The organism is Jeotgalicoccus aerolatus (assembly GCF_014635205.1).
Classification (GTDB): Bacteria; Bacillota; Bacilli; order Staphylococcales; family Salinicoccaceae; genus Jeotgalicoccus; species Jeotgalicoccus aerolatus.
Genome location: NZ_BMCN01000002.1, coordinates 164,408 through 191,331, shown reverse-complemented (window position 1 = coordinate 191,331; position 26,924 = coordinate 164,408). Strand labels below are relative to the sequence as shown.

Genomic DNA, 26,924 nt, shown 5'->3' with positions numbered 1-26,924 from the left:
ATCTCCGACTCACTCAAATCTCACTCAACCCGCCTAGAAAACACAAAAATCCCGGACTTTTATCATCGTCCGGGATGCTTCAATAATCTATTCAAGTTTTAAGTCTGCTGCGGTCATCTGTCTTATTTCTAATAACAGCTCGCTGTCTTCAATTAGCGACTGACCGTATGACGGAATCATTTCTTTCAGTTTTGCGTCCCATTTCTCAATATACTCAGGGAAGCTTTTCTTAAATACTTCTAGAGCAACGGATACAGAGACTGATGCCCCCGGGGATTCTCCCAAGAGGGCAATCATAGAGTTGTCTTCAGAACTCACGACTTCTGTACCAAATTGGATAAATCCTCTGCCATGCTCTTCTGTGTCTTTAATGACCTGCACGCGTTTACCTGCGATGTGAAGGTCCCAGTCCTCATCTTTAGCATCTGGAACGAATCGTCTCAGCTCTTGCATTCTGTCGTCTTTACGCATCAGCACTTGCTGAATTGAGTATTTTACCAGCGGCAGATTTTTCACGCCGGCTGACATCATCGTTAACAGATTATCGGTTTTTATCGATTTAAATAAATCCAGATTTGAACCATTCTTCAAGAACTTAGGTCCAATTGCAGCGAATGGGCCAAACAGCAGGCTTTCTTTACTGCCCATATAGCGTCTATCTAAGTGAGGAACCGTCATCGGCGGCGTGCCGTGCGGTTCTTTACCGTATACTTTCGCATTATGGCGATGAACAACTTCAGGGTTATTGCATACTAAAAATGCACCGCTGATCGGAAATCCGCCGAGGTGTTTGCTTTCTGGAATGCCTGTATTTTGGAGCAGGGGAATCGCATGACCGCCTGCACCGATAAATATATAGTCCGCGATGTGATATTCAATCTTATTCGTATTTAGGTCACGAACTTCGGCTTCCCATTTCCCGTTATCCAGCTGTCTGAGATTTAATACCTCATGCTGATAAAATACTGCTGCATTCTCATGCGACTCGATATTCTTTGCCAGCCGGCGGGTTAATTCACCAAAATTCACATCTGTGCCGCTGTTAATTTTACTGGCGGCAACGGGCTCGTCCGGCGAACGGCCTTCCATCATTAGAGGAATCCATTCTTTCATAATATTTTTGTCTTCCGTATAGTCCATGCCCTGGAACATATGATGAATCGACAGTACATCAAAGCGCCGCTTCAGATAATCGACATTTTCCTTGCCAGTAACGAAACTGATATGGGGCAGCGGCCGGATAAAGGCCGAAGGGTCCTGAATGTGATTATTTTTTACTAAAAAGGACCAGAACTGCTTAGAAATTTCAAATTGTTCATTAATGCTTTTAGCTTTCTCAATATCTATTGAACCATCCGGCTGTTCTACTGTGTAATTCAGTTCGCATAAGGCCGCGTGGCCAGTGCCTGCATTATTCGTTTCATGCGAACTTTCATTAGCGGGGACGTCCAGACGTTCAAATAATTTAATGGTCCAGCCGCCTTCTAAATTTTTCAAAAAGGATCCGAGAGTGGTACTCATAATCCCTGCACCAATTAATATGATATCTTTGGAAGTATTGTTAGTCATATTTAGCCAGCTTTCTTAGTTTTAACCTGAGTTATTTTATGATCATTACCGGTATGTTTACACGTTTTGCCACTTTATGTGTCACGTGTCCTAAAACATGCTTAATATCTCTTTTAGAACGTTTATTGCTCATCACAATAACATCGTAATCATGGTCCTCAATTTCTTTTTGGAGCTCATGTAAAATACGGCCTGCTGCAAAATACACTTTGTAATTTAAATTGTGTTCGTCTAAAAGATCAGTAAATGGTTTCATATCCTGAACTCTCTCTTTGGCAATGTCATCAAAATGTTTACCGTGAAATTTCACGTTATCTGCCATTTCATTTTCTGAGATAACATTGAAAACTGTAATCATAGACTCGCTGCTGTTGTCTGTTAATTTCACCAGCTGTTCCGGAACATTAGCAAAAGAGTTTCCGAAATCATATGGCAGTAATATATTTTTATACATATTCACACACCCTCTCTAATATTTAAAAAATTTATATCATTCCTATCACATTTAATATTAAATGGAATACAGACGTTTTGGCAATATTATTCCCTTCTTTTACATATATAATCAAAAAGTTATAATTACATTATTACGACTGAGGAGACAGATTAATGGCTCATCTTCATTTTAAACACATTCAAAAACAATACAGCAGCACTGACGGTCCAGTGATCAAAGATTTTAATATGGAAGTTGAAGACGGAGAATTCATCGTTCTTGTCGGCCCTTCCGGCTGCGGCAAATCTACTATGCTGAAAATGATTGCCGGTCTTGAAGATGTAACAGCCGGTGAGTTTTTCATGAACGGCACTAAGATGAACAGCATTCCGTCTAAAGACCGCAACATCTCAATGGTCTTTCAAAATTATGCCTTGTATCCTCATATGACGGTCTTTGATAATATTGCTTTTGGTTTGAAGATAAAGAAAACCAGCAAACAGGACATTAAAGAAAAAGTTGAAGATGCTGCAGCCGTACTTGGCTTAACGGATTATCTCCATAGAAAACCGCAGTCATTGTCCGGCGGTCAGCGGCAGCGTACAGCCCTTGGCCGCGCCATTGTCAGAGATGCAGATCTTCTATTAATGGATGAACCGCTCTCAAATTTAGATGCCATGCTGCGCATTAAAATGAGAAAAGAGATAATTCAGCTTCATAAGCGGCTGAAAACAACAACGATTTACGTGACTCACGATCAGACTGAAGCACTGACTATGGCATCACGGATTGCCGTAATGAATCAGGGTGAAATGATGCAGACAGGGACGCCTCAGGCAGTCTACAAGTCACCAGAAAACTTGTTTACAGCAAAATTTATCGGCTCGCCTGCGATGAATATATTTGAAGTCTTTTTTGACGGCTCAGAATTAATAATCGGCAGCAGTCAGATTCCAATTTCGAAGTCAGCTCAGCAGATGCTGGCAGAGCAGGGCTATACACAGCAGAAGATTTACTTCGGCATCCGTCCCGAGAATATTCATCCCGGCAGCCTTCACGCTGAATCATTTAACATTAAAGTCAGAGTGAGCGAACTGCTGGGTTCGGAATATTTAATTGACGGGGATTTTGAAGGTTTTGATATCGGCATCAAAGCAAATACGCCCCTGCAGCCCGGAGATAATCTGGCAGTTTCATTCGATATGTCACACGCGCATTACTTTGATTTAAACAGTGAACAGCGCATCGATCACTTCTAAAAGAACCTGCTTACAATGTTGTAAGCAGGTTTTTCAATACTATTATTTTATAATCATCACAGGTACATTGACCCGTTTAGCAATTTTGTGAGTCACATGCCCAAGTACATGCTTGATGTCTCTTTTAGAACGTCTGTTGCTCATTACTACCACTTCATAATCATGATTATTGATTTCATTTAAAAGCTCAGTAATGACACGGCCGACTTCAAAACGAATTTCATATGCCAGGTTTCTTTTATCCAGTTCATCCGTAAAAGGTTTCAGCTGCTCGCGCTTTTCTTCAGCGATTGCATTAAATCTCTTACCATTAAATTTCACGTCACTGGACATCTCGTTTTCAGTAATCACGTTAAAAATTGTAATCTTGGCACCTTCGCTGTTTTCTGTCATTTTAGCCAGCTGGTCAGGGACATTTTCAAAAGAATTCCCAAAATCATATGGCAGTAATATAGTTTTATACATTTTTACACATCCTTTTATTTTCGTCATATTTTATATAATGAACGCTTTATATAGTAGTATTCCCTAAGCAGAAATATTTACACATTTTATCCAATGAAAAAGTATTCAAGTTAGCATATCAGATTCCAACAGTTTTGAATACACCATTTATAGTAAATGTTTCGATAAACATCGCCATCTCATCAATTGACTCTTCACAGCCGCCTTTCAGCCATTTTAAAAGTATTCCCATATGAGCGTTAGTAATGTACGTAATTAAGTAATCCGTAAATACTTCGGAGTCCAATTCAACTCCAAACTCCCGGCTTTTCACTTTATAAAAATCAAACATATGCTGCGAAAAATATGTTGCCAGCTCTGCACTGCCGAGACTGTTGGCGATAACCAGCACCCGTTTCCGGTTATCTTTAAGATACTGGAACATTTTTAAAATGGTCTGGTTGAGATCATGTTCATTTAAGTCTTTAAAACTGCTGCCGGTAATATTTTTATAAAGCAGCTGTTCGATATCCGCCATCATAGACTGCTGGTAGCTTTCAATCAGTTCGTATTTATCTTTATAGTAAGTATAAAACGTCCCGCGGTTAATCATCGCTTCTGAACTGATGTCCTGAATAGTAATACTTTCGAAAGCTTTCTTCTCCAACAGGGAAATAATCGCCTGATCAATAGCATGCAATGTTTTTTGTACTCTTAAATCTTTTTTCAAAAATAAACAACCCTTCGGTACAATGTGTCGTTTATCCTACACAGCTTGATATATCGACCATTGAAGTATATTTTAATCATCTTATAATGAGTTATTGTACATCGTGTACGATAACTTTAACACAAAATATGAAGGATGATTAGATGTTTCAAGATTTTAAATTTATATTGAAAAAACCGCTCTTATTAATTTCTCTTGCATTCATATCTCTGCTGCCGGTAATATATGCCATCACATTTCTCGGCGCTATGTGGAATCCCTACGACCGGACTGATGATATGAAATTCCACCTAGTTAATGAAGATACTGGAAATGAAGATATCGAACTGGGTAAAGAAATTGAGAATGAGCTAAATAACAATGACCAGCTGGATTGGCAGTTTTCTAATCTGGATGAAGCAGAAGAAGCGATTAAAAGCGGGGAGTCATACGGCTATCTCGTCATTCCTAAAGATGCTTCAGATAATGCCATGACATTTTTAACGGATTCACCAAAAAACGTTAACCTGACATTAAAGACTAATCCCGGATTTAACTTTATCGGGTCAATTATGTCTGAACAAGTCGGTTCAGTTTTAGTGGATACAGTACAAACTCAAATTACAGAAACTTATACCAAAACACTGATTGGAGAACTCAGCAGCTTATCTGATGAGAGTGATGAAGCTCAATCTGCTATCGCAGAACTTAAAAATGGGGCTGTTGAATTAGACAATGGACTCGGCCAGCTGCAGGAAAGTTCCCTACAACTTACTAACGGAGCGGGCAGTCTCGCTAACGGTGCAGTTCAAATCGATGAAGGGGCCGCCGCACTTTACAGCAGCGAACAGCAATTCAGCAGTCAAATGAATCAGCTGGCTCCGATGCTTGGAAACTACGCACAGCCGGTACAAGGGGCTCAGTCAGAACTCGAGAACGGCGCCGGTCAGCTGAGTGAAGCTGGCACTGCTTTAAACAGCGGTGCCTCTGAATTGAATACCGGTATGACACAAATGAACAGCGGCATCGGCGAACTGAAAGCCGGTTCTGAACAAATTGCAAATGCACTGACTGAAGTGGACAGCAGGTTTAATGACCTGCTTGCTGAAATAGACGAACAGAATATCGTCTTCAGCGATGCAGGGGCAGAAGCAATTGCCAGCCCGGTGAACATGGACATCGAGTCTTCTGTCGAAACCCAAAACTATGCACAGAGCTTTGCACCGCTCATTATTGCCGTCAGCCTGTTTATCGGCGGTATTACATTCAATGTAGTCTACCCGATGAATAAAATATTCGAAGATAAAAAATCTGTATTCAGCCAGTGGATCAGCCGCGGCATGTTATTTTTATCTCACTCAGTCATTATTACAACACTGCTCTACGCAGCCATAGTCTGGGTCATGCAGATTGAAGTGGCCAGCCACTGGAGATTCTACCTCGCCATGCTGGTCTGGTCTCTCGTGTCGATTTCCCTGATTGGATTATTAGTGATGACTTTCGGAAACTTCGGCAAGTTCTTAGGTATCGTCCTGTTAATCGTACAATTATCTTCCAGCGGCGGTACCTTCCCGATAGAAACTGCGAATAATTTCTATCAGACATTGTATGAATTCTTACCGATGGCCTTCATCGTATCCGGCTTTAAAGATGCGATTTTCAACCAGGCCTTTAATATGGAATTCAGCACAGTGATCTATACCTTGCTCGCAACCGCAGCTGCTGCATATGTTCTTGCACTCGTCATTCTGCTGCTGAAAGATAAATTTCCTAAATACGAAGAAAAAGCGAATAAAATGGCTAAATTTGAAAATTAATTGCCAGCAAAAGAGTCTGTTTAAATACAGGCTCTTTTTTTAAAAGCAAATTGCGCTTCTTATATAAATTTGGTACTATCAATAGGTTATTCTTTTAGCACATTTTAGAAATTTAGGGTATTGAACAATATTCTATTAAATATTAAGGAGCAAATTAATGAAGGATTCTCCCAATCCAAAAAAATTGTCGAATGTATTTATATATTCAGTAGTCATCGTTGGCATACTCGTTATCATCGGGGCAATTAATCCAGAGCAGTTCGGTGCCGTTGCAGGTGCGATTGCAGACTGGGTCAGCAACTATTTTGGCTGGTACTACATGATTATTACTTCAGCCACACTGTTTTTCTGTATTTTTCTTATTTTCAGCCCAATCGGTAAATTAAAACTCGGCAAACCGCATCATGAACCGGAATTCAGCACACGTTCATGGCTGACCATGCTGTTCAGCGCCGGCATGGGGATCGGTGTTGTGTTCTACAGTACTTCTGAACCAATCTCGCATTACTTCATGCCTGCCACTGCGACACCGGAATCACAAGAAGCTATGCTCGAATCTATCCGGGCAACGATTTTCCACTGGGGCGTACATGCCTGGGGAATGTACGGTGCAGTTGCATTAGCGCTCGCTTACTTCCAGTTTAGAAAAGGGGAGTCAGGCCTTTTATCTAAAACATTGAGACCTATTTTAGGCGATAAAGTCGACGGCCCTATTGGTGTTCTGATCGATGTTCTGACAGTTTTCGCAACTGTTATCGGTGTTGCTGTTTCATTAGGTGTCGGTACAACACAAATTAACGGCGGCCTGAATTACTTATTCGGTGTGCCGATTAATCTCGCTGCACAAGGCTTAATCATCGCTGCTGTCACTATACTTTTCCTTGCCAGCGCCTGGAGCGGTTTAAGTAAAGGAATCAAGTATTTAAGTAATCTAAATATGATACTTGCTTCTATATTACTGCTCGTCGTTCTGATTTTAGGTCCAACAATGCTCATTTTAAACATGCTGCCGACTGCAGCCGGTGAGTACATTAATACTTTTGTTGCAAGAACACTTGATGCCGCACCGCTCAGCAGCGATAAAAACAGCTGGCTGCAAACATGGACGATTTACTACTGGGCATGGTGGCTCAGCTGGAGTCCTTTCGTTGGTATCTTTATCGCCCGTGTGTCAAAAGGCAGAACGGTTCGTGAATTCGTACTAGCTCTGCTCACTGTCCCGACAACAATCGGTATAATCTGGTTCACCGTATTTGGTGTGACCGGGATAGAAGTTGCCAGCGGCGTAAATGAGATTATTGGACACGGTCCGGAAACTCAGCTGTTTGCAATATTTAATGAAATACCGCTCAGTGTGCCGCTGTCCATTGTCGCGATTATACTCGTTGCATCATTCTTTATTACATCAGCGGACTCTGCAACATTTGTTCTTGGTATGCAGACATCCAACGGTTCACTCCGTCCATCCGCAAGCATTAAGATTGTCTGGGGTGTGAGTTTATCAGCAATCGCTTATGTGCTCCTGCTCTCCGGCGGAGATACCGGACTTGAAGCCCTGCAGTCCGCAGCGATTATCGCTGCACTGCCATTCAGCTTCGTCATTATCATGATGATGATTTCCTTCTATAAGGATGCAAACGAAGAAAGAAAATATCTTGGCTTAACGATAACGCCAAATACGAAACGTATGAAAGAATATCTTGAAAAAGAAGAAAAACAATATGAAGAGCAAAAAAATGCAGGTGTCGATGAAAGAGATCTGTAAATAATCAATCACACCGTATCTGATTTTTTCAGAATACGGTGTTTTTTTATCAAACGTGTGTCTAATTTGGCAGTTGTGTTACACGAATATGTCCGTTTAATGGTAATAGTCAGAAATAATACAGTGAGATGTCATTATTACAGTTCCGTTAGGAATTGTAACTTCTTTATTATTGAGCTGTAACACACGTAAAAATATTCTGTGTTACATTGATAACTGTCGTCAGGAAGCAAGACATAAAAAGTGTGATTAGCTTTAGAGAAAAAAATATCAAATCAGTTTACTATATAATTTATTTAAATGGAGGAAGAAATTTTTATGAAGAAAACAGTATTAGCTACTACATTAGTATTAGGTTTAGGCGTAACAGGAATTGCAGCAGGTCAGGACGCAGAAGCATCATCATACGATCTTAATAAAGAAGAACTTGCTCACACAGCTCAAAATAACCCAAGTGCTTTAAATGCATCAGCATTACACGAAGGTGAATATGACTACAACTTTAACCACAACAACTTTAACTACGACTTCGAATCAGATGGAACTAACTTCTCATGGGCATACGAAATGAATGGCCAAGCAGATGCACAAAACCAAGCACCTGCAGTAGAAAAAGCAGCTCCAGCTGTTCAAGAAGAAACACAAACAGTACAAAACTATGAAACTGCACAAACACAAGAAGTTAACAATACACAAGAAGCAGCTCCAGCTGTTCAAGAAGAAACTCAAACTGTAGAAGAACCTGCAGCAGCAACACCAGCTCCACAAACAACACAATCAACTGGCGGATCTACTAAGTCACAATTCTTAGCTGCTGGCGGAACTGAAGCAATGTGGAACTCAATCGTATTACCAGAATCAAGCGGTAATCCAAATGCAGTAAGCCCGAACGGCTACCAAGGACTTGGCCAAACTAAAGAATCATGGGGTACTGGTTCAGTAGCAGAACAAACATCAGGTATGCTTAACTATGCTGAACAACGTTACGGTTCAATCGATGCAGCAATCCAATTCCGTAATGCTAACAACTGGTGGTAAGATCTAACACCAATATTAAAAACCGTACTATCTGGTTATCCAGATAGTACGGTTTTTTTGTTGTCATTGGATGAGTTTAATTTATTAACTTTAGGCTATATAAGCTATAAAGAGTATTTATAGAAAGCAGGATGAGTATGACTAAAATTTACAGTGCAGTAAAACTTCCTGAGTCTGCAATTAAAATCATTGCAAATCAGAATATTGAGCTGGATATGCATAATGAATTAACCACTCCAAAAACGGCAGAAATGATTGAAAAAGTTAAAAATGCCGACGGTTTAATTACAGGTGTTAATGTACAGGCACCCGCAGAAGTGATTAAAGCGAATCCGGATATGAAAGTCATTGCTAATGTCGGTTCAGGTTTTAATAATATTGATGTAGATGAAGCGAATAAGCATAATATCGCAGTGACTAATACTCCTGTACACGAATCCGTTGCATCGACAGCTGAGCTCGCAATTACATTGATGCTGGCCTTGTCGCGCCGCGTACTTCCCGGTCATGAAATGGCTGTTAAAAATGAATTTAACGGCTGGCAGGTTATGGGTTACCTCGGCGGTAATCAAGTTGTCGATAAAACACTGGCCATCGTTGGATTTGGACAAATCGGGCAGTTTATCGGCAAGCTGGCACAGGCCTTTAATATGAAACTGTTATATGTGGATCTGGAAGAAAAAGATACGGATCTTAACGCTAAAAAAGTCAGTATGGATGAGGCATTGAAAGAAGCAGATTATCTGATCACTCAAGTGAACTATAATGAAACGTCTCATCATTTGTTTGGTAAAAAAGAATTCGAACAGATGAAAGAATCTGCATATTTCATTAATACTGCACGCGGCGGAGTTGTTGATGAAGCAGCACTCCTTGACGCACTGAAAAACAAGCAGATACAAGCTGCAGCCCTGGATGTGCATGAAGAAGAACCGCACATCAATGAAGCACTGGCTAAACTTGATAATGTGATTCTGACGCCGCACATCGGCAACGACACTTATGAAGCCAGAAATAAAATGGCCGAAGTCGCAGCGGACCAGGCAGTCAAAGCATTAACCGGATCAGCGCTCGATTATCAGGTTAATGAATAATTTTATAGTGATTAAGCTCTCCTTAGTTTATGGAGAGCTTTTTTATATTGCTTACCGTTCACCGTTCCACTCTTTTAAGAAGGTATCTAAAAATGTTTCCATAAACACTTGCCGTTCTTCAGCGATTTTTACAGCAGCCGGCGTGTTCATCTGATCTTTTAAGCGCAGCAGCTTTTCATAAAAATGATTAAACGAAGTCGATTGGCCATGACGGTATTCTTCAAAACTCATACTGTCCCGGACAGGAATATCCGGATCGTACATTGCCTGTCCCTTTGAGCCGCCGTACTGAAATGTTCTGGCGATACCTATTGCACCTATGGCATCCAGTCTGTCAGCATCCTGGACAATTTTAGCTTCAGGATAAGTCAGCTGTTTTCCCGTACCGCCTTTAAATGATATCGTCGTAATAATATCAATAATCATTTCTATTGAAGCCTCATCGACCGCATTATCTTTTAATAACTGTTTAATTCGATCGAGCGCAGCGTCTTCATTATCAGTCACCTTATCATCAGCGATGTCGTGCAGTAATGCTGCTGCAACAACGATAAACGCATTGGCTTCTTCTGATTTTAATAAGGTTTTTGCAAGGTTAGTTACTCTTTCTATGTGATACCAGTCATGCCCGCTCTTTTCATTCATCAATTCTGATTTCACCCAGAATTCTATATTGTTGATTACAGTTTTTTCATTCATGAAACGCTTACCTCCGTCACTGTTTTTAATATATTTCTATTATACTGTGATTTAATTGGATTTAACAAAAATGATATAAATGTATTGACACAATCATGGTTTTTGTATTATTGTTAATTAATATTAATAAGTTAGCGGATATGGCGGAACTGGCAGACGCGCTAGAATCAGGCTCTAGTGTCTTAATCGACGTGGGGGTTCGACTCCCTTTATCCGCATCATTTTAAAGACCATTCATTCGAATGGTCTTTTTTTCTTATAAAAAAAGACACCCCGATTTCGGAGTGTCTATACATACTATTCTATTGGTTTTCGTTTACCAAAATAAAACAGACCGACAGCAATATCATAAGCTTCAGGGAAGCCAAGATCTTCAAATGTTCCCTGCAGTCCGGCAGCAGTACCGTGACCGCCTTCAAATCCCACTTCAATCAGAGCACCGATGAATGGCGGGAGATCATAAAATGGAACGAGTATCAGTAATGCAATCAGCAAGCCGACAACGTACTGACCCCAGCCAAGCGTCCAGCCAAATGCGAGCTGCGGTCCTCCGACATTCCAGACTCTTTTCATATTCGGCAGTACCGTACCGATAAATAAAGTTGCAAAGACAACATTAATCATTAAACCGGGCAGGGCAGACCAGACTTCCATAATTTCAGCAGTCATAATTCCATTGGCCAGAAAAGCATCCTCTCCGGCAAAATTGCCTATGATTCGTCCAAGGATCTCAGGACCTAAAAGCAGGGCGAGAAACCCTCCAATCACCGATGCCGGCAGAAATAAATTCTGCATCCCTTTTGAGTGCAGCCTGATCCATTTACCAAGCAGCAGAAATATTCCTAAGTAAAGCAGAGCGAAACCGACTTGTTCCGGACTCATAATTTCCACATCCTTTTCTATATATTTAGAATTCAGAAATAAATAATTATATTTATACGACAAGTCTAACAAAAATAAGGGGAATTTCCTTAAAATTGAACCCCTATTTTTTTATATTATTTCATGAAAGTATAGTAATATTATGTCAATGAAGGAGATGTGATGTGTGATGAATACTCTAATAAAAACAACTGTATTTCCATACAGTAAAGAAGGAGGCAACCCTTGCCCTGTCACTTTAAACGCAGATCATTTATCTGATGAAGAGATGAGAGCAGTTGCTGAAAAATATAAAGCTGAGGCGGGATTTATCAGTCAATCTAAGCATGCAGACTGCGATTTTCAGTTCCGATATTTTGTACCAAATCATGAAATGGAAATGTGTGTCCATGCAACAATTGCCTGTGCCACCGTGCTTGTTCATCAAAAGATGACCGCAAAAAATCACTTAATGATAGAAACACTGGCAGGAAAAATGCCGGTAACAATAGATCAATCATCCGGTGAAATTTTGGTGGAAGTGGAGCAGCTCTTACATGAAATTTCAGCAGACCAGCCCAATAAAACAGAAGTTGCAGATGCACTCAATATCAGTGTAAATGATATTGATTATTTCCCGGTAAATAATATTTCAACGTCGCGTTATAAAACTATCGTCAAATTGAAATCTGCAGATGTCCTGAATCAGCTCACACCCGATTTTGAAAAACTGTGGCAAATCTGCGATAAGTACCAGTCGACAGGTTTTTATCCTTTTGCAAAATATAAACAAAAAGAAAATACTTTTGCTGCCAGACAATTTCCGAATAATACCGGCTATAACGAAGACCCGGCGACGGGTGTCGCCGCTTCTGCTTTAGGCATATATGTATATCAGCATCATTTGGCAGATTCCAAAACGGAGAATTTATATATTATCCAGGGTGAGGCAATGAATCGTCCGAGTGAGATTATCGTTAAAAATATACTTACTGAAGACAACAAACTTAAAAACGCTGTGATTGGTAAAGCTGTGATTCATTAGATAGTATATTGGCAGTATGAGTGACTGGCTGTTCACGCTCAGCATGGAAAACAAAACAGCGACTCATCAATCCATTTAGCAAGGACTGTTGAATCGCTGTTTTTTTAAAAACTTATGGTTATCTTGTATTTAGAACCACAAATCCGCCAGCAGTTCCATCGATTGTTTTCGTTTTTCCGGATCATAAGTGTAAGTCACAATAATCAGTTCATCCGCACCTGTCTCTTCAGTAAACTCTTCCAGTTTCTTCTGAACTGTTTCTGGTGAACCGACAGCTTTAAGACTGAACATACCATCCATCATTTTCCGCTGTTCTGCTGAACCTAATTCTTCTGGCTCCACAGGGGGCTGCAGTTTACGCTGCTGGCCAGTCTGCATATCCATCAGCATTTGTTGTGTCGTTGTCCATATTTTCTCTGCTTCCTCATCCGTCGGTGCGACTATCACGTTAATCCCTGCCATCACATAAGGTGCATCGATTTGTGCAGTCGGCGAGTCTGTTCTGAATGACGAACGGTACATATCGATTTTCTGTTTGTAATCTTCAGGAGTAAAGTGAGTCGCAATCGAATAGGGTAATCCAAGCTGACCGGCAATAGATGCGCCGTTCATACTTGAGCCGAGTACCCAGATTGGAATATTTGTCCCTGTGCCTACTGTGGAAGTCACGGGAACACTATGGCCTAGTCCTTCATCGCTGAACCAGCCGATAAGATCATAAATTGAATTGGCAAAGTTTTGCGCATCACTGCTGGTACGAGTAATTAACTGTGATGTTCTTTGGTCTGTACCCGGTGCACGGCCTAAACCAAGATCAATTCTATCCGGATACAGCTGGGCTATAGTTCCGAAATTTTCTGCTACTTGCAGCGGTGAATGGTTAGGCAGCATAATGCCTCCGGATCCAACACGGATATTTTTTGTCCGTGCTGCTGCCATTGCAATCAGCTGGGAAGTCGCAGCGGATGCAAGACTTCTTGTATTATGATGTTCAGCGAACCAGAGTCTCTTGAATCCGAGCTCGTCTATCAGCGCCGCATTATCCAACGAGGCTTCAATGGCTTCTCTGACTGTCTGGTTATCAGAAATGCCCACCAGTTCCAGAACATTTAAAGGTATATGTTTTGTCATTTAAATTAGTTCTCCTTTATAAATCTTATTAAATCTTCATTTTTTTGCAGCATTAAGTACTGCGATGGTTTCATCATAACTTTCGACTACGTTAATTGGAAATTTTTAAACTGCATGCAAATTCACTAAATTAACTTCTATATTTTAAATCTGAAATAAATAGCGTGAAAATTAAATAGCGATTCATCGTAGCCCACCGGCTTATGATGAATCACTTTTTTGAATAACTCACGATATACTCTCATTTAATTACTTTCTCTACGTCACTTTTGAGCATGATGGCTTTTGCACTCATATCTTGTGGGCGAAACGTTTTATGGATTAGTTACGATACGCTTTAGTACATCAAATCACATTCGTTTTTTTAGTAACGCAAATCCCAAAATTGCTCTTTACTGAGTGAGACAGCATCTGCACCGGCTTGAAATGCATCGTCAATATGTTCTTTATTCCAGATCAAACCGCCGAGAATAATCGGCTGTTCGACGTGCTCTCTTAATGTTTTAACAATCTCCGGAGCAATGCCAGGCATAATTTCAATAGCATCCGGTTTACTGTCTTTAATATGTTTAATTGAGTTTTTCAAGGAGCTTGTATCGATTAGGAAAATACGCATAATAGTAAGCAGTCCTTCACTCTTCGCCGTACGGATCATTCCGCTCTTTGTAGAAACAATACCCGCCGGCTGCAAGTGTTTTGCAATAAAATGAATAGCTTCTTTATCATTAGAAAGTCCTTTTATAAGGTCTGTATGAATGAATAAGGGTTTGGGACAGACCTTCAATTCTTCGACGTTATTTAAATAATAATTTAATGTCCCGTTCATTAAGATGGCGCCGCTTACTTCAGTTTCGTATACAGTAGCAATATTTTCTGGTTTGCATGCTGCGAATACTTTGTTGGTTTTTAATAACGAATTAATAGATGTCATAAAATATTATGTTCCCTTCTAGGATAATAATTAAATTATAACAAGTAAATATTTAAGCAGTGCAAATTTACTGAATATATACATACTTTTAACTTATTATTAATAAGGAATCTCTATAATAATACTTGTGTGAAAATTACATATAGCACTCTGGGTTAGAGAATATGTGGAGAAAAACCCTTCGTTGCAATCTGAAGTATATCGGCTTTTTTAAGTCCGATAATTTCGTTTTGCCTTCGAAGGGTTTTTTGCTGTTTAAAAGGAGGTGATAACGATAGTTGATTTGACAGAAATAGAATTATTTATATTTGATATCGATGGCACTATTTTATTGGAAGATAAATTACTGCCCTATGCTGAGGAAACTATTCAATTTTTAAACAGACTTAATAAGAAAATTTATTTTCTTACGAACTCATCAACCCGCACAAATGAAGAGGTGGCTGAGCATTTAAACTTCCTTTCTATACCCGCTGAATCTTCGGACATCATTACACCTGTAAGTTTAATCAGCAGCTATTTTCGTACATATTCGGAAGTGCCGCGAGTAATGGTAATTGCAGGAGATTCAGTTAAAAGCGAGTTAGCAAAAGCAAAAATAATTCTTACAAATAATCCAGACGAAATCACACATGTACTTGTCGGTTTAGACAAAGAATTTTCTTATAAAAAACTGAATTCGGCTGCTGAAGCAGTCCGGAAAGGCGCACAATTAATCGGCCTTAATCCTGATCCTTTCTGTCCTATGAAAAATGGGGTTATTCCGGATGCTGGTACTTTAATTAAGGCAATTGAGTCAGCAAGTAACATAAAGGCAAAAAATATTATAGGGAAACCGTCAAAGTTCCCTGCTGATTATATCTTTTCAAAAACTGATTTGGCAGGAGAAAAATGTTTAATGATTGGCGACCGTCTGGATACTGACATTTTATTTGGAAGCAATGCCGGTATGAACACCGCACTCGTCCTAACTGGAGTCACTTCAGCAGAGGAAGCAGAAAACACGAATATCACACCTCATAGGATATACGAGGATTTATCTCAATTAATGAAAGAACTATCTTTAAATACTAAAAGCATAACGTAGTGATTGAAAAATTATTTATATAACCAGGAGGATAAAAATGAAGAAATTTACGTTATTCACTTTATTACTGACTTTTGCGGTAATACTTACAGCTTGCGGAAGTAATGAAAGTTCAGCAGATGAAGAAGCTTCAGGTACTGCGGATGGAAAGGTTGAATTGACCTTTTGGCATTCCATGGGCGGCGAACCTGGTGAAGGTATCGATGAATTAGTCAAACGTTACAATGAGCAAAGTGAAAATGTAAATGTTACTGCAGAATATCAGGGCAGCTATGATGATACTCTTACAAAACTGAGAAACTCTACCCAAGGTTCTGAAGTAGGCGCTGATATTGTACAAGTTTTTGAATTAGGCGCACGTAATATGATTGACTCCGGTTTGATTGTTCCCGTACAGGATTATATTGATAAGTCGGGCTATGACATTAATCAAATAGAGCCTAACCTTGCAGCTTATTACACAATTGAGGGCAAATTAAACTCTATGCCTTTTAACTCGTCTACACCTCTTCTTTATTACAACAAAGATATGTTCGAACAGGCAGGAATTGAAGAAGCACCTTCAAGTATGGAAGAAATTAATGAAATTGGTGCTGCACTTATGGAAGAAGGCGGTGCTGAAATGCCGATTTCAATGAATATCTACGGCTGGTGGTTTGATCAATGGATGAACAAACAGGGATTAGATATGTTCGATAATGGAAATGGACGCGAAGAAAACCCTTCTAAAGTTGTGTTTGATGAAAATCAAGGAATAGAAAATGCTTTAGACACTTGGAATCAGCTTTATGAGGATGGTTATGCTCCAAACGTTGGACGTAATGGCGGACAGCCTGAATTTGTTGCCGGGGAATCAGCTATGACTTTTGCCTCAACAGCAACTTTAAGAACAATCCTGAACGAAGTCGGCGACAGCTTTGAAGTAGGTACTGCATACTTCCCTTCACTTACTGAAGAAGATGAAGGTCAGGTTTCCATCGGCGGTGCTTCGCTTTATATGATTGACTCTGAAGATGAAGCAAGAAAAGATGCAGCATGGGATTTTATCGAGTTTATGATTGAACCTGAATCGCAAGCCTATTGGAATGCAAAAACTGGTTATTTCCCAATTACTGTTGATGCTCACGAGGAACCGGAATTTAAAGAAAACCTGGAAGAATACCCGCAGTTCCAAACAGCAATAGATCAGCTGCATGATTCCAACCCGGAATCTCAAGGCGGATTAAGCACCGTTTATCAGGAAATTCGTCAAATTCAGGAAGCAGAAACTGAAAATATGCTGAATGGAAGCACAACACCGGAAGAAGCAGCTCAAAATATTATAGACCAGTCAAATAATGCAATTGAAAATTATAATCGCGTAAATAATCAATAAAATTAAGTTTATCGGGTAGCTGTTTTCTTTTAGTACAGCTGGTATTTTCTTAGATCAGCAAGGAGCCGGTTACCCGGTACTTAATAATAAATTATATCTTTGAAAGGTGACTGTGGTTCAATGGAAGCTTCAAAAAAGCCAAAAAAATTTCAAGGCAACAAAATATCACAAAGACCGCTGACTGAAAAAATTGAGCCGCTTCTGTATTTATCTCCGGCACTGCTTTTACTCGGGATATTTCTATTCTGGCCTTTTTTTCAAACAATTATACGCAGTCTGCATATAACAGATAACCTCGGAAGAAATGCTTTATTTGTAGGTTTGGAAAATTATATTGAACTGTTTAAAAGCAGTTCATTTCATAACAGTTTAATCGTTACAATCTTTTTTGTTTTTATAGTTGTAATAGTCGGAGTGCTTTTAGGTTTCTTTACTGCACTTTTATGTCAGCGCACGTTTCCTGGAATTCGTCTTTTTTCTGCAGCTTATGCTCTGCCTATAGCTATCGCTACCAGCGGTATAGCACTGGTGTTCCAAGTGATGCTCAATCAAAGCATAGGAATCGTCAACCAGATTCTCGGGACAGATATTAACTGGCTGGCTGACCCCACATACGCTTTATTAAGTATAGGAATTCTGACAGGATGGCTGAACAGCGGTTTAAACTTTTTATATTTTAGTGCCGGTCTCTCCAGTATTGATGAATCTTTATATGAGAGTGCATCAATTGATGGAGCAAATTGGTGGAACAAAATACGTCATATTACGATACCAAGTTTAAAGCCCATCACTTTCTTTGTCGTTGTAACCAATATCATCAATGCCTTTCAAGGGTTCGCTCAAATCAGAATTTTGACAGGCGGTGGTCCCGGAGAATCTACTAACGTGATTGTTTACGACATTTACCGCAATGCATTTATGAATTACCGCTACGGTTATGCCTCAGCTGAGTCTATTGTTTTGTTTGTTATTGTCGTAATTTTAACAATCATCATTTTTAAAGTGAATAAGGGAGGAAGAATCAATGCATAGTACCGAAGTGGATACTTTGCCTCAAAAGAAAAGAAAAACATCTTTAGCCATTGATTTTAAAAAATTCTGGAATTGGCGGTCAATTATTTTACTTATTGTGAACCTTGCAGTTGCAGGGATTGTGCTTTTCCCCTTGATCTATGCAATCAGCATGTCACTGAAAGCTCCATCAGAAGTATATCAGCAGGACGCCTCTTTCTTTCCAGAGGCTCCTGTTTTCTCGAATTATATAGATGTATTTAAAACAGCGCCGATTGCTACATATATTAAAAACTCGCTTATTGTCGCAGTTGCAATAACTTTCTCGCAAATCATTACTTCAATATTTGCTGCCTTCAGCTTCCACTTTTTAAAGTTCAAAGGAAGCAGTGTTATCTTTGCAGTCATATTAGCCACGATGATGATTCCCGGAGAATCTGTAATTGTTTCTCAATATATTATGGTGAGCGGCTGGGGATGGGTTGATAGTCTGAGAGTACTGATCATTCCATTTATGACTTCGGCTCTCGGTATCTTTTTATTTCGTCAGGCTCTCCATTCATTCCCGGCAGAAATTTACGAATCCGCGCGCATGGACGGCTGCTCTAATATTCGTTTTATCATTACAATTTTAATTCCCCTTTTAAGACCAACCATAGGTGCCTTGGCAGTTCAATCATTCCTCGGTGCATGGAACATGTTTATGTGGCCCCTGCTGGTTACAAATGCTGATGAATACAGGACCGTGCAAATCGGTGTCAGCATGCTGAACAGTGTGGACTCGCAGTCTATGGTTCTTATGCTGGCAGGAGTCGTAATCTGTATGGTGCCTTCGCTGCTTATCTTTATATTTGGTCAGAAAAACATGATTAAAGGGTTAACAGCCGGTTCGGTTAAAGGCTGATTAAAGTAAAAATAAAAGGAGAACATAAGATGGCAAATCTAGTATTAAAAGACGTTTCAAAAATTTATGATGGAGATGTTAAAGCAGTAAATAATATGAATCTGGATATTAAAGATAAAGAGTTTATTGTTTTTGTTGGCCCTTCAGGATGCGGAAAATCAACAACATTAAGAATGATTGCTGGACTGGAAAGCATTTCAGGCGGGGAACTTTTTATAGACGATAAACTGGTGAATACACTGCCGTCTAAAAACAGAGATATTTCGATGGTATTTCAAAATTATGCCTTATATCCCCACATGACAGTAAGAGATAATATGGGATTTGCCTTAAAAATGAAAAAAGAACCTAAAGCTCAAATAAAGCAAAAGGTGGATGCTGCTGCTGAAATTCTGGAATTAGGAAAATACCTGGATAGAAAGCCGGGTGCCTTGTCCGGAGGGCAAAGACAGCGGGTGGCTCTCGGACGAGCTATGGTACGAAATCCCAAAGTGTTCTTATTAGATGAACCTTTATCCAATCTGGATGCAAAGCTACGTGTAACTATGCGGACAGAATTAGTAAAACTTCATCGTAAACTGGAAACAACATTTATATATGTCACACACGATCAGACAGAAGCGATGACCATGGGAGACCGTATAGCAGTGATGCGTGATGGGGTGCTGGAACAATTCGATACCCCGCGAAATCTTTATAAAAACCCCAACAATTTATTTGTCGGCCAATTTATCGGCAGTCCTCAAATGAATATTTTCAGAGCAAAGCTTATCAGAGAAGGCGGCGTACATCTTTATATGGGAGATCGAAAAATGCTGCTCCCATCTTCAGTTTCCGACAGATTGGACTTTAAAGGTTCTGAAAAAGATATTTACCTTGGTGTGCGGCCGGAACACTTTAATTTTTATGATGTAAATAATCAGCAGGATTTTCCGCTGGAAATTAAAACCAGTAATGTGGAGCAGGTGGGGAGCGATACCTACGTATACTTCAATTCTGTAAATGCTGAAAAGGATATAGTTGCCCGTCTAAGCCCGACAGAAGAAGTTTTTGTTGATGATGTTATCGAAGTGTCTTTTAATCTGGAAAATATTTATTTGTTTGATTTTGATACTGAGGAAACAATGCTTAGAGAGGAAGGATTATAATGACTAAAATTATTGCTCACCGCGGATACGCTTCTAAATACCCGGAAAACACAAAATCAGCTTTTGAAAGTGCATATCAGGAACAGGCAGACGGAATAGAAATCGACGTTCATCTGTCAAAAGACGGAGAAGTGGTAATTTGTCATGATGATAGAATCGACCGAACTTCAAATGGCAGTGGTTTTATATACGAATATAATTTAGAACAGCTGAAAGGTTTTGATTTTGCAGCAAACTTTGAGTCCAATGATGAATATCAGAAAAAAGCTGAAGAAAAAATAATGACACTTCAGGAGTATTTTGAATGGGCAAAGGATAAAGATTTAATCACAAATATTGAATTAAAAACAAGTACTGTAAAGAATGATGGAATAGAGGAAATGGTGAATAAAATCATTGTAAATTATCAGCAGGAAAGAAGTGTGATTATCTCTTCCTTTAATCATAAAAGCATTTTAAAAATGAAGAAAGAGAACCCCGGGATTAGCTGTGGATTTTTAACGATGCATAACTTACTTGATCCTGAACAGTATTGCAGAAAATACAGTGTGGAGTATTACCATCCGAATCATTTAATGATTGACGAAGAGCTGGTTAAAAACTGCAAAAACTCTAATACAGGATTAAACATTTGGACTTTAAATGATGCTGAATCAATTAAGGAAATGCTGCCTTTAGGTCTTACCAGCATTATCACGGATGATCCTAAAATGGCAGTAAAAATAGTTAAAAGTCATAAGTTATAAAACACAGGGGAAAGGAAAGATATCAGATGAAACGATTCGCTATAATTGTTAGTTTCTTAATTATCTTATCTTTTGGAGTGACAGCCACTTTCACCGTTATTTCCGGAGGAGATACAGACGAAAGCAGAAACAAGATAATGAATATTGCTCATCGAGGCGCTTCCGGTTATGCACCGGAAAATACTTTAGCCGCCTTTGATAAAGCTGTTGAGATGCAGGCAGATTATATAGAAATTGATGTGCAGCTGTCAAAAGATGATTTACCGGTCGTCATTCACGATGACACTCTGGATCGAACTACAAATGGTACAGGAAATATTTCGGCTTACACTTTACAGGAATTAAAATCATTGGATGCCGGCAGCTGGTTTGATAAAAAATATGCAGGGGAAAAGATTCCCTCTTTAAATGAAGTCCTAGAAATGTACGGTGAGAAGATAAATATCTTAATAGAATTAAAATCTCCCGAACTTTATCCGGGAGTTGAGGAAAAAGTGGCAGAAGCTTTAGCCAAATATCAGCTGGATACTTCAAACAATATCGTTATTCAGTCATTCAATCATCCCTCTGTTATCAAATCAGCAGAACTGCTGCCGGAAATCACCCACGGTGTACTCGCCGGGGAGAATTATAAAAACGTAACAGATCAGCAGTTGCAAGAATTCGCAGCATACACAGAGTACTTTAACCCTAATTTAAAAATCGCATCATCTGAATTGGTAGACAAAGTACATCAAGCAGGAATGAAGATCAGCCCCTACACAATAAAAACCGAAGCAGAAGCAGAACGGCTTTATAAATTCGGTGTCGACGGACTTATTACAGATTATCCCGACTATGCTGAAGAACTAAAAGAATAGCAGAGGTAACAAACAAATCAAAACCTTCCGCCGCTAACTTACTTTACAAGTTAGCGGCTTTGTTTTATATTTCCACTAAATTGCTTTGCAAGTTAGGAGGTGCTGATATAAATGAATTCACAAATGTTAAAAGGTATTCTAGAGGGCTGTATTTTAAAACTAATCGAGAAAGAACCCATGTACGGCTACGATATAATTACACGCCTTCATGAATTTAATCTAGATATGGTAAGCGAAGGCAGTATCTATCCATTACTCTTAAAATTACAAAAATCAGGCTATATTAAAGGCACCCGTATTAAATCAAAGCAGGGACCGATGAGAAAATATTACTCTCTGACAGAAGAGGGTTTATCATATTTAAAAATTTATAAAGATAATTGGGACAGAATTGACTCTGCAGTAAATACGATATTTTTGGAGGATACTCATTATGAAACAGATCGTAAAAGAGTATGAACAAATGCTTGAAGAGATGAGTAAAAATGACAGAGAGTATTTTATAGAAGATGATATTTTTTTCACGTCATCCCATGCTTGATTCAATAGTTATCTTTAAATATCATGTACCTTTCTTAACTATATTACTGCCGGTGATTTACGGTATTATTACTGTACTGACAGTTGTATTTTTCTTATTGTCTAAAGAAACACTATCAAAAATAGAATTTTTTATATTAACTATTGCATTTATAATGCTGACTATTGAGAGACTTAGTATCCTGAACATTACCACCAGCTGGATATTCACAGGGATTCTATTAATGTTAATCAGTATAGAACATCTTAAGCATAGAAATAACAAGCAATTTGCAGATTAACTGTAAAATCCTCCGTTAAATTATAAAAGCATCTAACCATTTCGTCAGGTTAGATGCTTTTTTACAGCTGTTAACGCGAATTATTTGTGGTAATTCTCATCGTATCGTCTTTTTATTAGAATGGTCGAGTTAAGGGTATGCAGTCTATACATGTTAAAATAGTAATTTAAGGCTGCACAATTCGTTAAGCTTGTATTTAAGTAAATATATGTACGCAAAACTTTTCTTTTGTTATAGATTCAAAGTAATATAATAGTACTCTAATGAATGAGAATCAGATAAGGATGACTTTATGAAACCCAGGATTATTATTCTACTTAATTCCATAGACGTAAATAAGGGCGGGCTTACGCACGCATCTCTGAGGCAGGCCAGTACTTTTGCTGATGCCGGCTATGATACCCAGATACTGACATTCCACTATGAACCACGTTTCCCGATAATCTGTAAAAAGCTCAAAGAAATGGGTAAGGTCAGCGAAAAAGTTGTTATACGTAATATGTTTGAGGAACTGGCATTATACACTGATAAAGATAAGGTTAATATCCGTAAATTGAAAGTAAACCTTTCCGATTATGAAAAAAGCTATGCCATAACCCAGAGGAAGAACTACAATGCTTATAGACTATACAACAATGGGATATATGAAAAATATATCGCTCTTCGGGATGATAACACTCTCGATTTCATAGACTACTTCAATGAAAACCGCTACAGGATGAGACGAGAGAATTATAACTATTACGGTCAGGTAAGCAGAGTACAGTATTTCAGCTATGAAGACAACAAGTTCAAGCAGCAAGTGTTCTTTGACAAAAGAGGAAAGGCCATCTTTAGTTTCTGGCGCGAGTCTTCCACTGGGAAAATTAGCCGGGTTATCCATTTCGGTTCAAATAATGAAGTCATCAGTGAAACAACTGGCAACACTGTGCCCCATAAACTCTACTGGTTAAAAAGTGTATTGAACGAATCGAAGTCAAGAGTAATGGCCATTTCTGATACACGCAGCACCGACGAACTGCTTGTTAAACTGAAACATTCATACACAACAAAAGCACTGCGTATGCACAGCAACCACCTTAAAAATCCAGATAATCCTGATTCCGAACTGAATAAACGAAACGGCTTTGCAATAGAAAATATACAAAGTGTCGATGCACTTATCGTTCTTACAGAAAAACAGAAACATGATATAGTCAGCCGTTATGGACATGAAGACAAAGTTTATGTGATTCCAAACTATTATGATCCGAATGTCTCTAAAATCAAAGGATTAAAATCTATTTTTACCACTGTAAAGCAAGACAGCAGTCAAAGTGAAAGAGACATGTCTAAAGTTGTCATCGTATCAAGATTTTCAGGAATCAAAAATATAGACCATATCATCCAGGCATTCAAAGAAGTCATCGCGGAAGTACCGGAAGCTAAATTAGAAATTTGGGGCTCGGGGGATAAAGAAAAAGAATATGCAGGCATGATAGAATCATTGGAGCTCGATGATAACGTGCTGATTAAGGGATATACTCAGAATCCAGGAAAAATATACCAAAGCGGTGCTTTATCCGTCCTGACTTCCAACGCTGAAGGTTTCTCCCTTGCGGTCATGGAAAGCATGGCAAATAAAACACCAGTCGTCAGTTATAATATAAGGTATGGCCCATCTGACATGATTGAAGATGGTGTAAATGGTTTTCTCATAGAAAAAAATGACATAGAAGCATTATCAGAAAGAATCATACAAATGCTGAAAAACCCTGAAAAAACAAGAGATATGGGCAATGAAGCAGATAAAACAATACAAACGAAATTTAGCAAGGAAATCTATCAGAAACTATGGTTTTCTCTTACGGATAAACTGCTTGAAGAATTAGAAAGGAACAATAACAATGAATAACCTAATTTCTGTAATCACTCCAGCAGAAAAAAATGAAAAATATATAAATACTGCTTTAGAATCATTAAAAAACCAGAAATACACAAATTTTGAGGTGCTGGTACTCCACTCAGATATAGATGCATTGAAAAGAGTGGTTAATGATGAATACCTGGATGATGACAGATACAGATTTATTAATACACCCGCAGATATTTATGTAGGTGCTGCACGCAATATCGGTATTGAAGAAGCAAAAGGCGATTATGTATACTTCCTCGACAGCGACGATCATGTATCCGAAAACATACTGCAGCTGCTGCATGATAATATCGGAGAATTTCCGATAATACGGGGGAGAATGAAATCGACGGATTTCAGCACCAGCTTTGCCATCATACTGCCTGGTACAAATGAAATAAAAATGTATTCAGACAAAAGACACGACTTACTCAGAACAGAGTCAGCAATTAACTACCTGATTTCAAAAAAATTCATAGACAGCATGAATCTAAGGTTTTCCGAACAATTCAAAACTTATTCTGATCTTACATTCATGATTCCATTAATGGAAGAAGTTGAGGTAATACCTTATTCTTACGAAGCGATCTATTTCAGAAGAAGAGGAAACGATCCAATTAATAACCCTTCTCTTAGACAGTCTTCCCTGGAACAACTCGCAACTGATCTATTTGGTGTCTATAATCAGTTGAGAACAGATGACTTGAGTGAGGAGGGGCAGAAATATCTAGATGATAAACTCCTTAATTTCTATAGAAAACGTTTGGTGACCGAATTTAAAGATGATACCACCATCGATTATTATTTTGCAGGGCTTGTGGAAAGTATAAATAAAATTGACCCGGATCGACTGAGTAACAAAGATTTTATCCTGAAAAATGATGTCAAAGCAATAAAATCAAACAAGATAAACAACTTCCGAAAACTAAGCAATTTCAACCATTTTCTTAGAGACATTAAAAATGGCATTACTTCCAGAAAAGGCCGAAAAGAATTGTTTTATAAACGTGTATTTAATAATTTAGATATCAAAGATAATCTTGTTGTTTTTGAGAGTTTCCAGGGTAAAGCTTATTCTGACAATCCTAAATATATCTATGAATACATGCTTAAGAACAAAAGTAACTATAAATTCGTATGGGTTATGAACGAACCGTCCAGGATACCAGGGAACCCTAGAACTGTTAAACGATTCTCACTCAAATACTATTACTATCTTGCAAGAGCAAAATATATCGTCAGCAATGTAAGAATGCCAAACAAATACATCAAAAGGAACGAACAGTCATATCTCCAGACTTGGCATGGTACACCGCTTAAAAGACTTGCAGGCGACATGGACAATGTTCATATGCCAGGTACCAATGCTGCACGGTATAAGAAAAACTTTAACCATGAAACTAATAAATGGGACTATCTGATTGCACCTAACCAGTATTCTGCTGAAATCTTCAGAAGAGCTTTTTGGTTCAATAACAAAATGCTTCCAACCGGGTACCCAAGAAATGATATCTTAACAAACCATAATGATAAAGAAACCATCAACGGACTGAAAAGAATAAACCAGATACCAACTAATAAGAAAGTCATTCTATACGCACCTACATGGCGCGATGATGAATATTTCAAAGTTGGGAAGTACAAATTCAATCTGAAACTCGATCTTCACAGGCTTAGAAGATTTTGCATACGATGTTTCAAAATACAGTGATGTCAGTGAACTGTACTTGATGTCTGATATTCTCATCACTGACTATTCATCAGTATTCTTTGATTATGCCAACCTGAAACGTCCGATATTGTTCTTTACTTATGACATTAAAAAATATCAGGGACAACTGCGCGGTTTTTACATCGACATGGAGACGGAACTGCCAGGCCCATTGCTCATGAACAATGATGACATAATGAATGCGATTGAAAATATCGATGAAGTTACTGAAAAATACAAAGAGCGGTATAACGAATTTTATGAAAGATTCTGCAGCTGGGATGACGGAAGATCGTCAGAAAAAGTTGTTGATGCAGTATTCGAAAAATAAGCATTTAGAAAAGACGGGACTAATTTAAATTAGCCCCGTCTTTTTGCTACAGTATTCAACAAGAGTCATCTCATCTACAATCCTAACTCTTGCTGTGTTAATTAAAATCGCATTTTCTTATTAGTTTAAATTCTACAAATATTGTTCCTGCTTTATCGTTTAGCATAGGTGCATGCTCGGACTAATAATGTATATCAGCGTGATTAATGTTTCTCTACATTCATTTCCTGTATGATAA

The 26,924-nt window shown here is 38.7% G+C and carries 24 protein-coding genes, 1 tRNA gene and 1 pseudogene; 18 read left to right on the top strand and 8 right to left on the bottom strand.

Annotation, left to right across the window (positions count from 1 at the left end):
• Positions 1-87 precede the first annotated feature (87 nt).
• Both mqo and IEU81_RS07110 read right to left on the bottom strand, forming a co-directional pair.
• Complete coding sequence (gene mqo, locus IEU81_RS07115) at positions 88-1,569, bottom strand: malate dehydrogenase (quinone) (protein WP_186089556.1); 1,482 nt, start codon at positions 1,567-1,569, stop codon at positions 88-90.
• A gap of 31 nt (positions 1,570-1,600) precedes the next feature.
• Positions 1,601-2,023, bottom strand: a complete 423-nt coding sequence (locus IEU81_RS07110; RefSeq protein ID WP_186089558.1) for a universal stress protein — start codon at positions 2,021-2,023, stop codon at positions 1,601-1,603.
• Positions 2,024-2,178: 155 nt separating this feature from the next.
• Between IEU81_RS07110 and IEU81_RS07105 the strand changes: the two genes are divergently transcribed.
• On the top strand, positions 2,179-3,264 hold the full coding sequence (locus IEU81_RS07105) for an ABC transporter ATP-binding protein (RefSeq protein WP_186089559.1): 1,086 nt from the start codon (positions 2,179-2,181) through the stop codon (positions 3,262-3,264).
• A gap of 42 nt (positions 3,265-3,306) precedes the next feature.
• Here IEU81_RS07105 and IEU81_RS07100 read toward each other — a convergent pair whose 3' ends face one another.
• On the bottom strand, positions 3,307-3,729 hold the full coding sequence (locus IEU81_RS07100; RefSeq protein WP_186089561.1) for a universal stress protein: 423 nt from the start codon (positions 3,727-3,729) through the stop codon (positions 3,307-3,309).
• Positions 3,730-3,847: 118 nt separating this feature from the next.
• Positions 3,848-4,438 (bottom strand): TetR/AcrR family transcriptional regulator, encoded by a 591-nt coding sequence (locus tag IEU81_RS07095; protein WP_186089563.1) that lies wholly within the window; start codon positions 4,436-4,438, stop codon positions 3,848-3,850.
• 143 nt (positions 4,439-4,581) lie between these two features.
• On the opposite strand from IEU81_RS07095, the gene IEU81_RS07090 reads away from it, so the two are divergent.
• From IEU81_RS07090 to IEU81_RS07075, 4 genes are all read left to right on the top strand, one after another.
• Positions 4,582-6,234 carry a YhgE/Pip domain-containing protein gene (locus tag IEU81_RS07090; protein WP_186089565.1) on the top strand — a complete coding sequence of 551 codons (1,653 nt, stop codon included), beginning with the start codon at positions 4,582-4,584 and terminating at the stop codon, positions 6,232-6,234.
• A gap of 157 nt (positions 6,235-6,391) precedes the next feature.
• Positions 6,392-7,999, top strand: coding sequence for a BCCT family transporter (locus IEU81_RS07085; RefSeq protein WP_186089566.1), 1,608 nt, complete (start codon positions 6,392-6,394; stop codon positions 7,997-7,999).
• Between the two features lie 318 nt (positions 8,000-8,317).
• Entirely contained in the window at positions 8,318-9,037 is a 720-nt protein-coding gene (locus IEU81_RS07080) for an aggregation-promoting factor C-terminal-like domain-containing protein (RefSeq protein WP_186089567.1), read from the top strand.
• Positions 9,038-9,174: 137 nt separating this feature from the next.
• Entirely contained in the window at positions 9,175-10,131 is a 957-nt protein-coding gene (locus IEU81_RS07075; protein ID WP_186089568.1) for a 2-hydroxyacid dehydrogenase, read from the top strand.
• 51 nt (positions 10,132-10,182) lie between these two features.
• On the opposite strand, the gene IEU81_RS07070 is transcribed toward IEU81_RS07075, so the two are convergent.
• A complete protein-coding gene (locus tag IEU81_RS07070) occupies positions 10,183-10,830 on the bottom strand; it encodes an HD domain-containing protein (protein ID WP_186089569.1) in 648 nt (215 codons plus the stop codon).
• A 134-nt stretch (positions 10,831-10,964) separates the two neighbouring features.
• On the opposite strand from IEU81_RS07070, the gene IEU81_RS07065 reads away from it, so the two are divergent.
• Positions 10,965-11,048 (top strand) — tRNA-Leu (locus IEU81_RS07065).
• A gap of 79 nt (positions 11,049-11,127) precedes the next feature.
• Here IEU81_RS07065 and IEU81_RS07060 read toward each other — a convergent pair.
• Positions 11,128-11,712 carry a sodium/glutamate symporter family protein gene (locus IEU81_RS07060; RefSeq protein WP_231957203.1) on the bottom strand — a complete coding sequence of 195 codons (585 nt, stop codon included), beginning with the start codon at positions 11,710-11,712 and terminating at the stop codon, positions 11,128-11,130.
• Between the two features lie 169 nt (positions 11,713-11,881).
• Between IEU81_RS07060 and IEU81_RS07055 the strand changes: the two genes are divergently transcribed.
• Positions 11,882-12,736 (top strand): PhzF family phenazine biosynthesis protein, encoded by an 855-nt coding sequence (locus IEU81_RS07055; RefSeq protein ID WP_092597800.1) that lies wholly within the window; start codon positions 11,882-11,884, stop codon positions 12,734-12,736.
• A 129-nt stretch (positions 12,737-12,865) separates the two neighbouring features.
• Here IEU81_RS07055 and IEU81_RS07050 read toward each other — a convergent pair whose 3' ends face one another.
• Both IEU81_RS07050 and IEU81_RS07045 read right to left on the bottom strand, forming a co-directional pair.
• Positions 12,866-13,867 carry an LLM class flavin-dependent oxidoreductase gene (locus IEU81_RS07050; protein WP_092597386.1) on the bottom strand — a complete coding sequence of 334 codons (1,002 nt, stop codon included), beginning with the start codon at positions 13,865-13,867 and terminating at the stop codon, positions 12,866-12,868.
• 364 nt (positions 13,868-14,231) lie between these two features.
• Entirely contained in the window at positions 14,232-14,798 is a 567-nt protein-coding gene (locus tag IEU81_RS07045) for a glycerol-3-phosphate responsive antiterminator (protein WP_092597389.1), read from the bottom strand.
• Positions 14,799-15,063: 265 nt separating this feature from the next.
• Here IEU81_RS07045 and IEU81_RS07040 point away from each other — a divergent pair, with 265 nt between their 5' ends.
• The 11 genes and pseudogenes from IEU81_RS07040 to IEU81_RS06990 all read left to right on the top strand — a co-directional run bounded on the left by IEU81_RS07040 (position 15,064) and on the right by IEU81_RS06990 (position 26,686).
• Positions 15,064-15,885 carry an HAD-IIA family hydrolase gene (locus IEU81_RS07040; RefSeq protein ID WP_092597392.1) on the top strand — a complete coding sequence of 274 codons (822 nt, stop codon included), beginning with the start codon at positions 15,064-15,066 and terminating at the stop codon, positions 15,883-15,885.
• A 37-nt stretch (positions 15,886-15,922) separates the two neighbouring features.
• The gene (locus IEU81_RS07035; protein ID WP_092597394.1) at positions 15,923-17,260 is read left to right on the top strand and encodes an ABC transporter substrate-binding protein; all 1,338 of its coding nucleotides are present in this window, start codon (positions 15,923-15,925) and stop codon (positions 17,258-17,260) included.
• Between the two features lie 120 nt (positions 17,261-17,380).
• A complete protein-coding gene (locus IEU81_RS07030; protein ID WP_186089572.1) occupies positions 17,381-18,292 on the top strand; it encodes a carbohydrate ABC transporter permease in 912 nt (303 codons plus the stop codon).
• Entirely contained in the window at positions 18,285-19,175 is an 891-nt protein-coding gene (locus IEU81_RS07025; protein WP_092597400.1) for a carbohydrate ABC transporter permease, read from the top strand. The genes IEU81_RS07030 and IEU81_RS07025 overlap by 8 nt, the downstream gene beginning before the upstream one ends.
• 29 nt (positions 19,176-19,204) lie before the next feature.
• Positions 19,205-20,323: an ABC transporter ATP-binding protein gene (locus tag IEU81_RS07020; RefSeq protein WP_186089574.1), complete on the top strand. Its 1,119-nt coding sequence runs from the start codon at positions 19,205-19,207 to the stop codon at positions 20,321-20,323.
• The gene (locus IEU81_RS07015; RefSeq protein WP_092597406.1) at positions 20,323-21,069 is read left to right on the top strand and encodes a glycerophosphodiester phosphodiesterase; all 747 of its coding nucleotides are present in this window, start codon (positions 20,323-20,325) and stop codon (positions 21,067-21,069) included. The genes IEU81_RS07020 and IEU81_RS07015 overlap by 1 nt, the downstream gene beginning before the upstream one ends.
• 137 nt (positions 21,070-21,206) lie before the next feature.
• Positions 21,207-21,929, top strand: a complete 723-nt coding sequence (locus IEU81_RS07010; protein WP_231957202.1) for a glycerophosphodiester phosphodiesterase — start codon at positions 21,207-21,209, stop codon at positions 21,927-21,929.
• 111 nt (positions 21,930-22,040) lie between these two features.
• On the top strand, positions 22,041-22,388 hold the full coding sequence (locus tag IEU81_RS07005) for a PadR family transcriptional regulator (RefSeq protein WP_186089578.1): 348 nt from the start codon (positions 22,041-22,043) through the stop codon (positions 22,386-22,388).
• 74 nt (positions 22,389-22,462) lie between these two features.
• Complete coding sequence (locus tag IEU81_RS07000; protein ID WP_186089579.1) at positions 22,463-22,750, top strand: hypothetical protein; 288 nt, start codon at positions 22,463-22,465, stop codon at positions 22,748-22,750.
• A gap of 463 nt (positions 22,751-23,213) precedes the next feature.
• Positions 23,214-24,644 (top strand): glycosyltransferase, encoded by a 1,431-nt coding sequence (locus tag IEU81_RS06995; RefSeq protein WP_373867777.1) that lies wholly within the window; start codon positions 23,214-23,216, stop codon positions 24,642-24,644.
• Positions 24,637-26,686, top strand: a pseudogene (locus IEU81_RS06990) (bifunctional glycosyltransferase/CDP-glycerol:glycerophosphate glycerophosphotransferase). The gene IEU81_RS06995 and the pseudogene IEU81_RS06990 overlap by 8 nt, the downstream one beginning before the upstream one ends.
• Positions 26,687-26,924 lie beyond the last annotated feature (238 nt).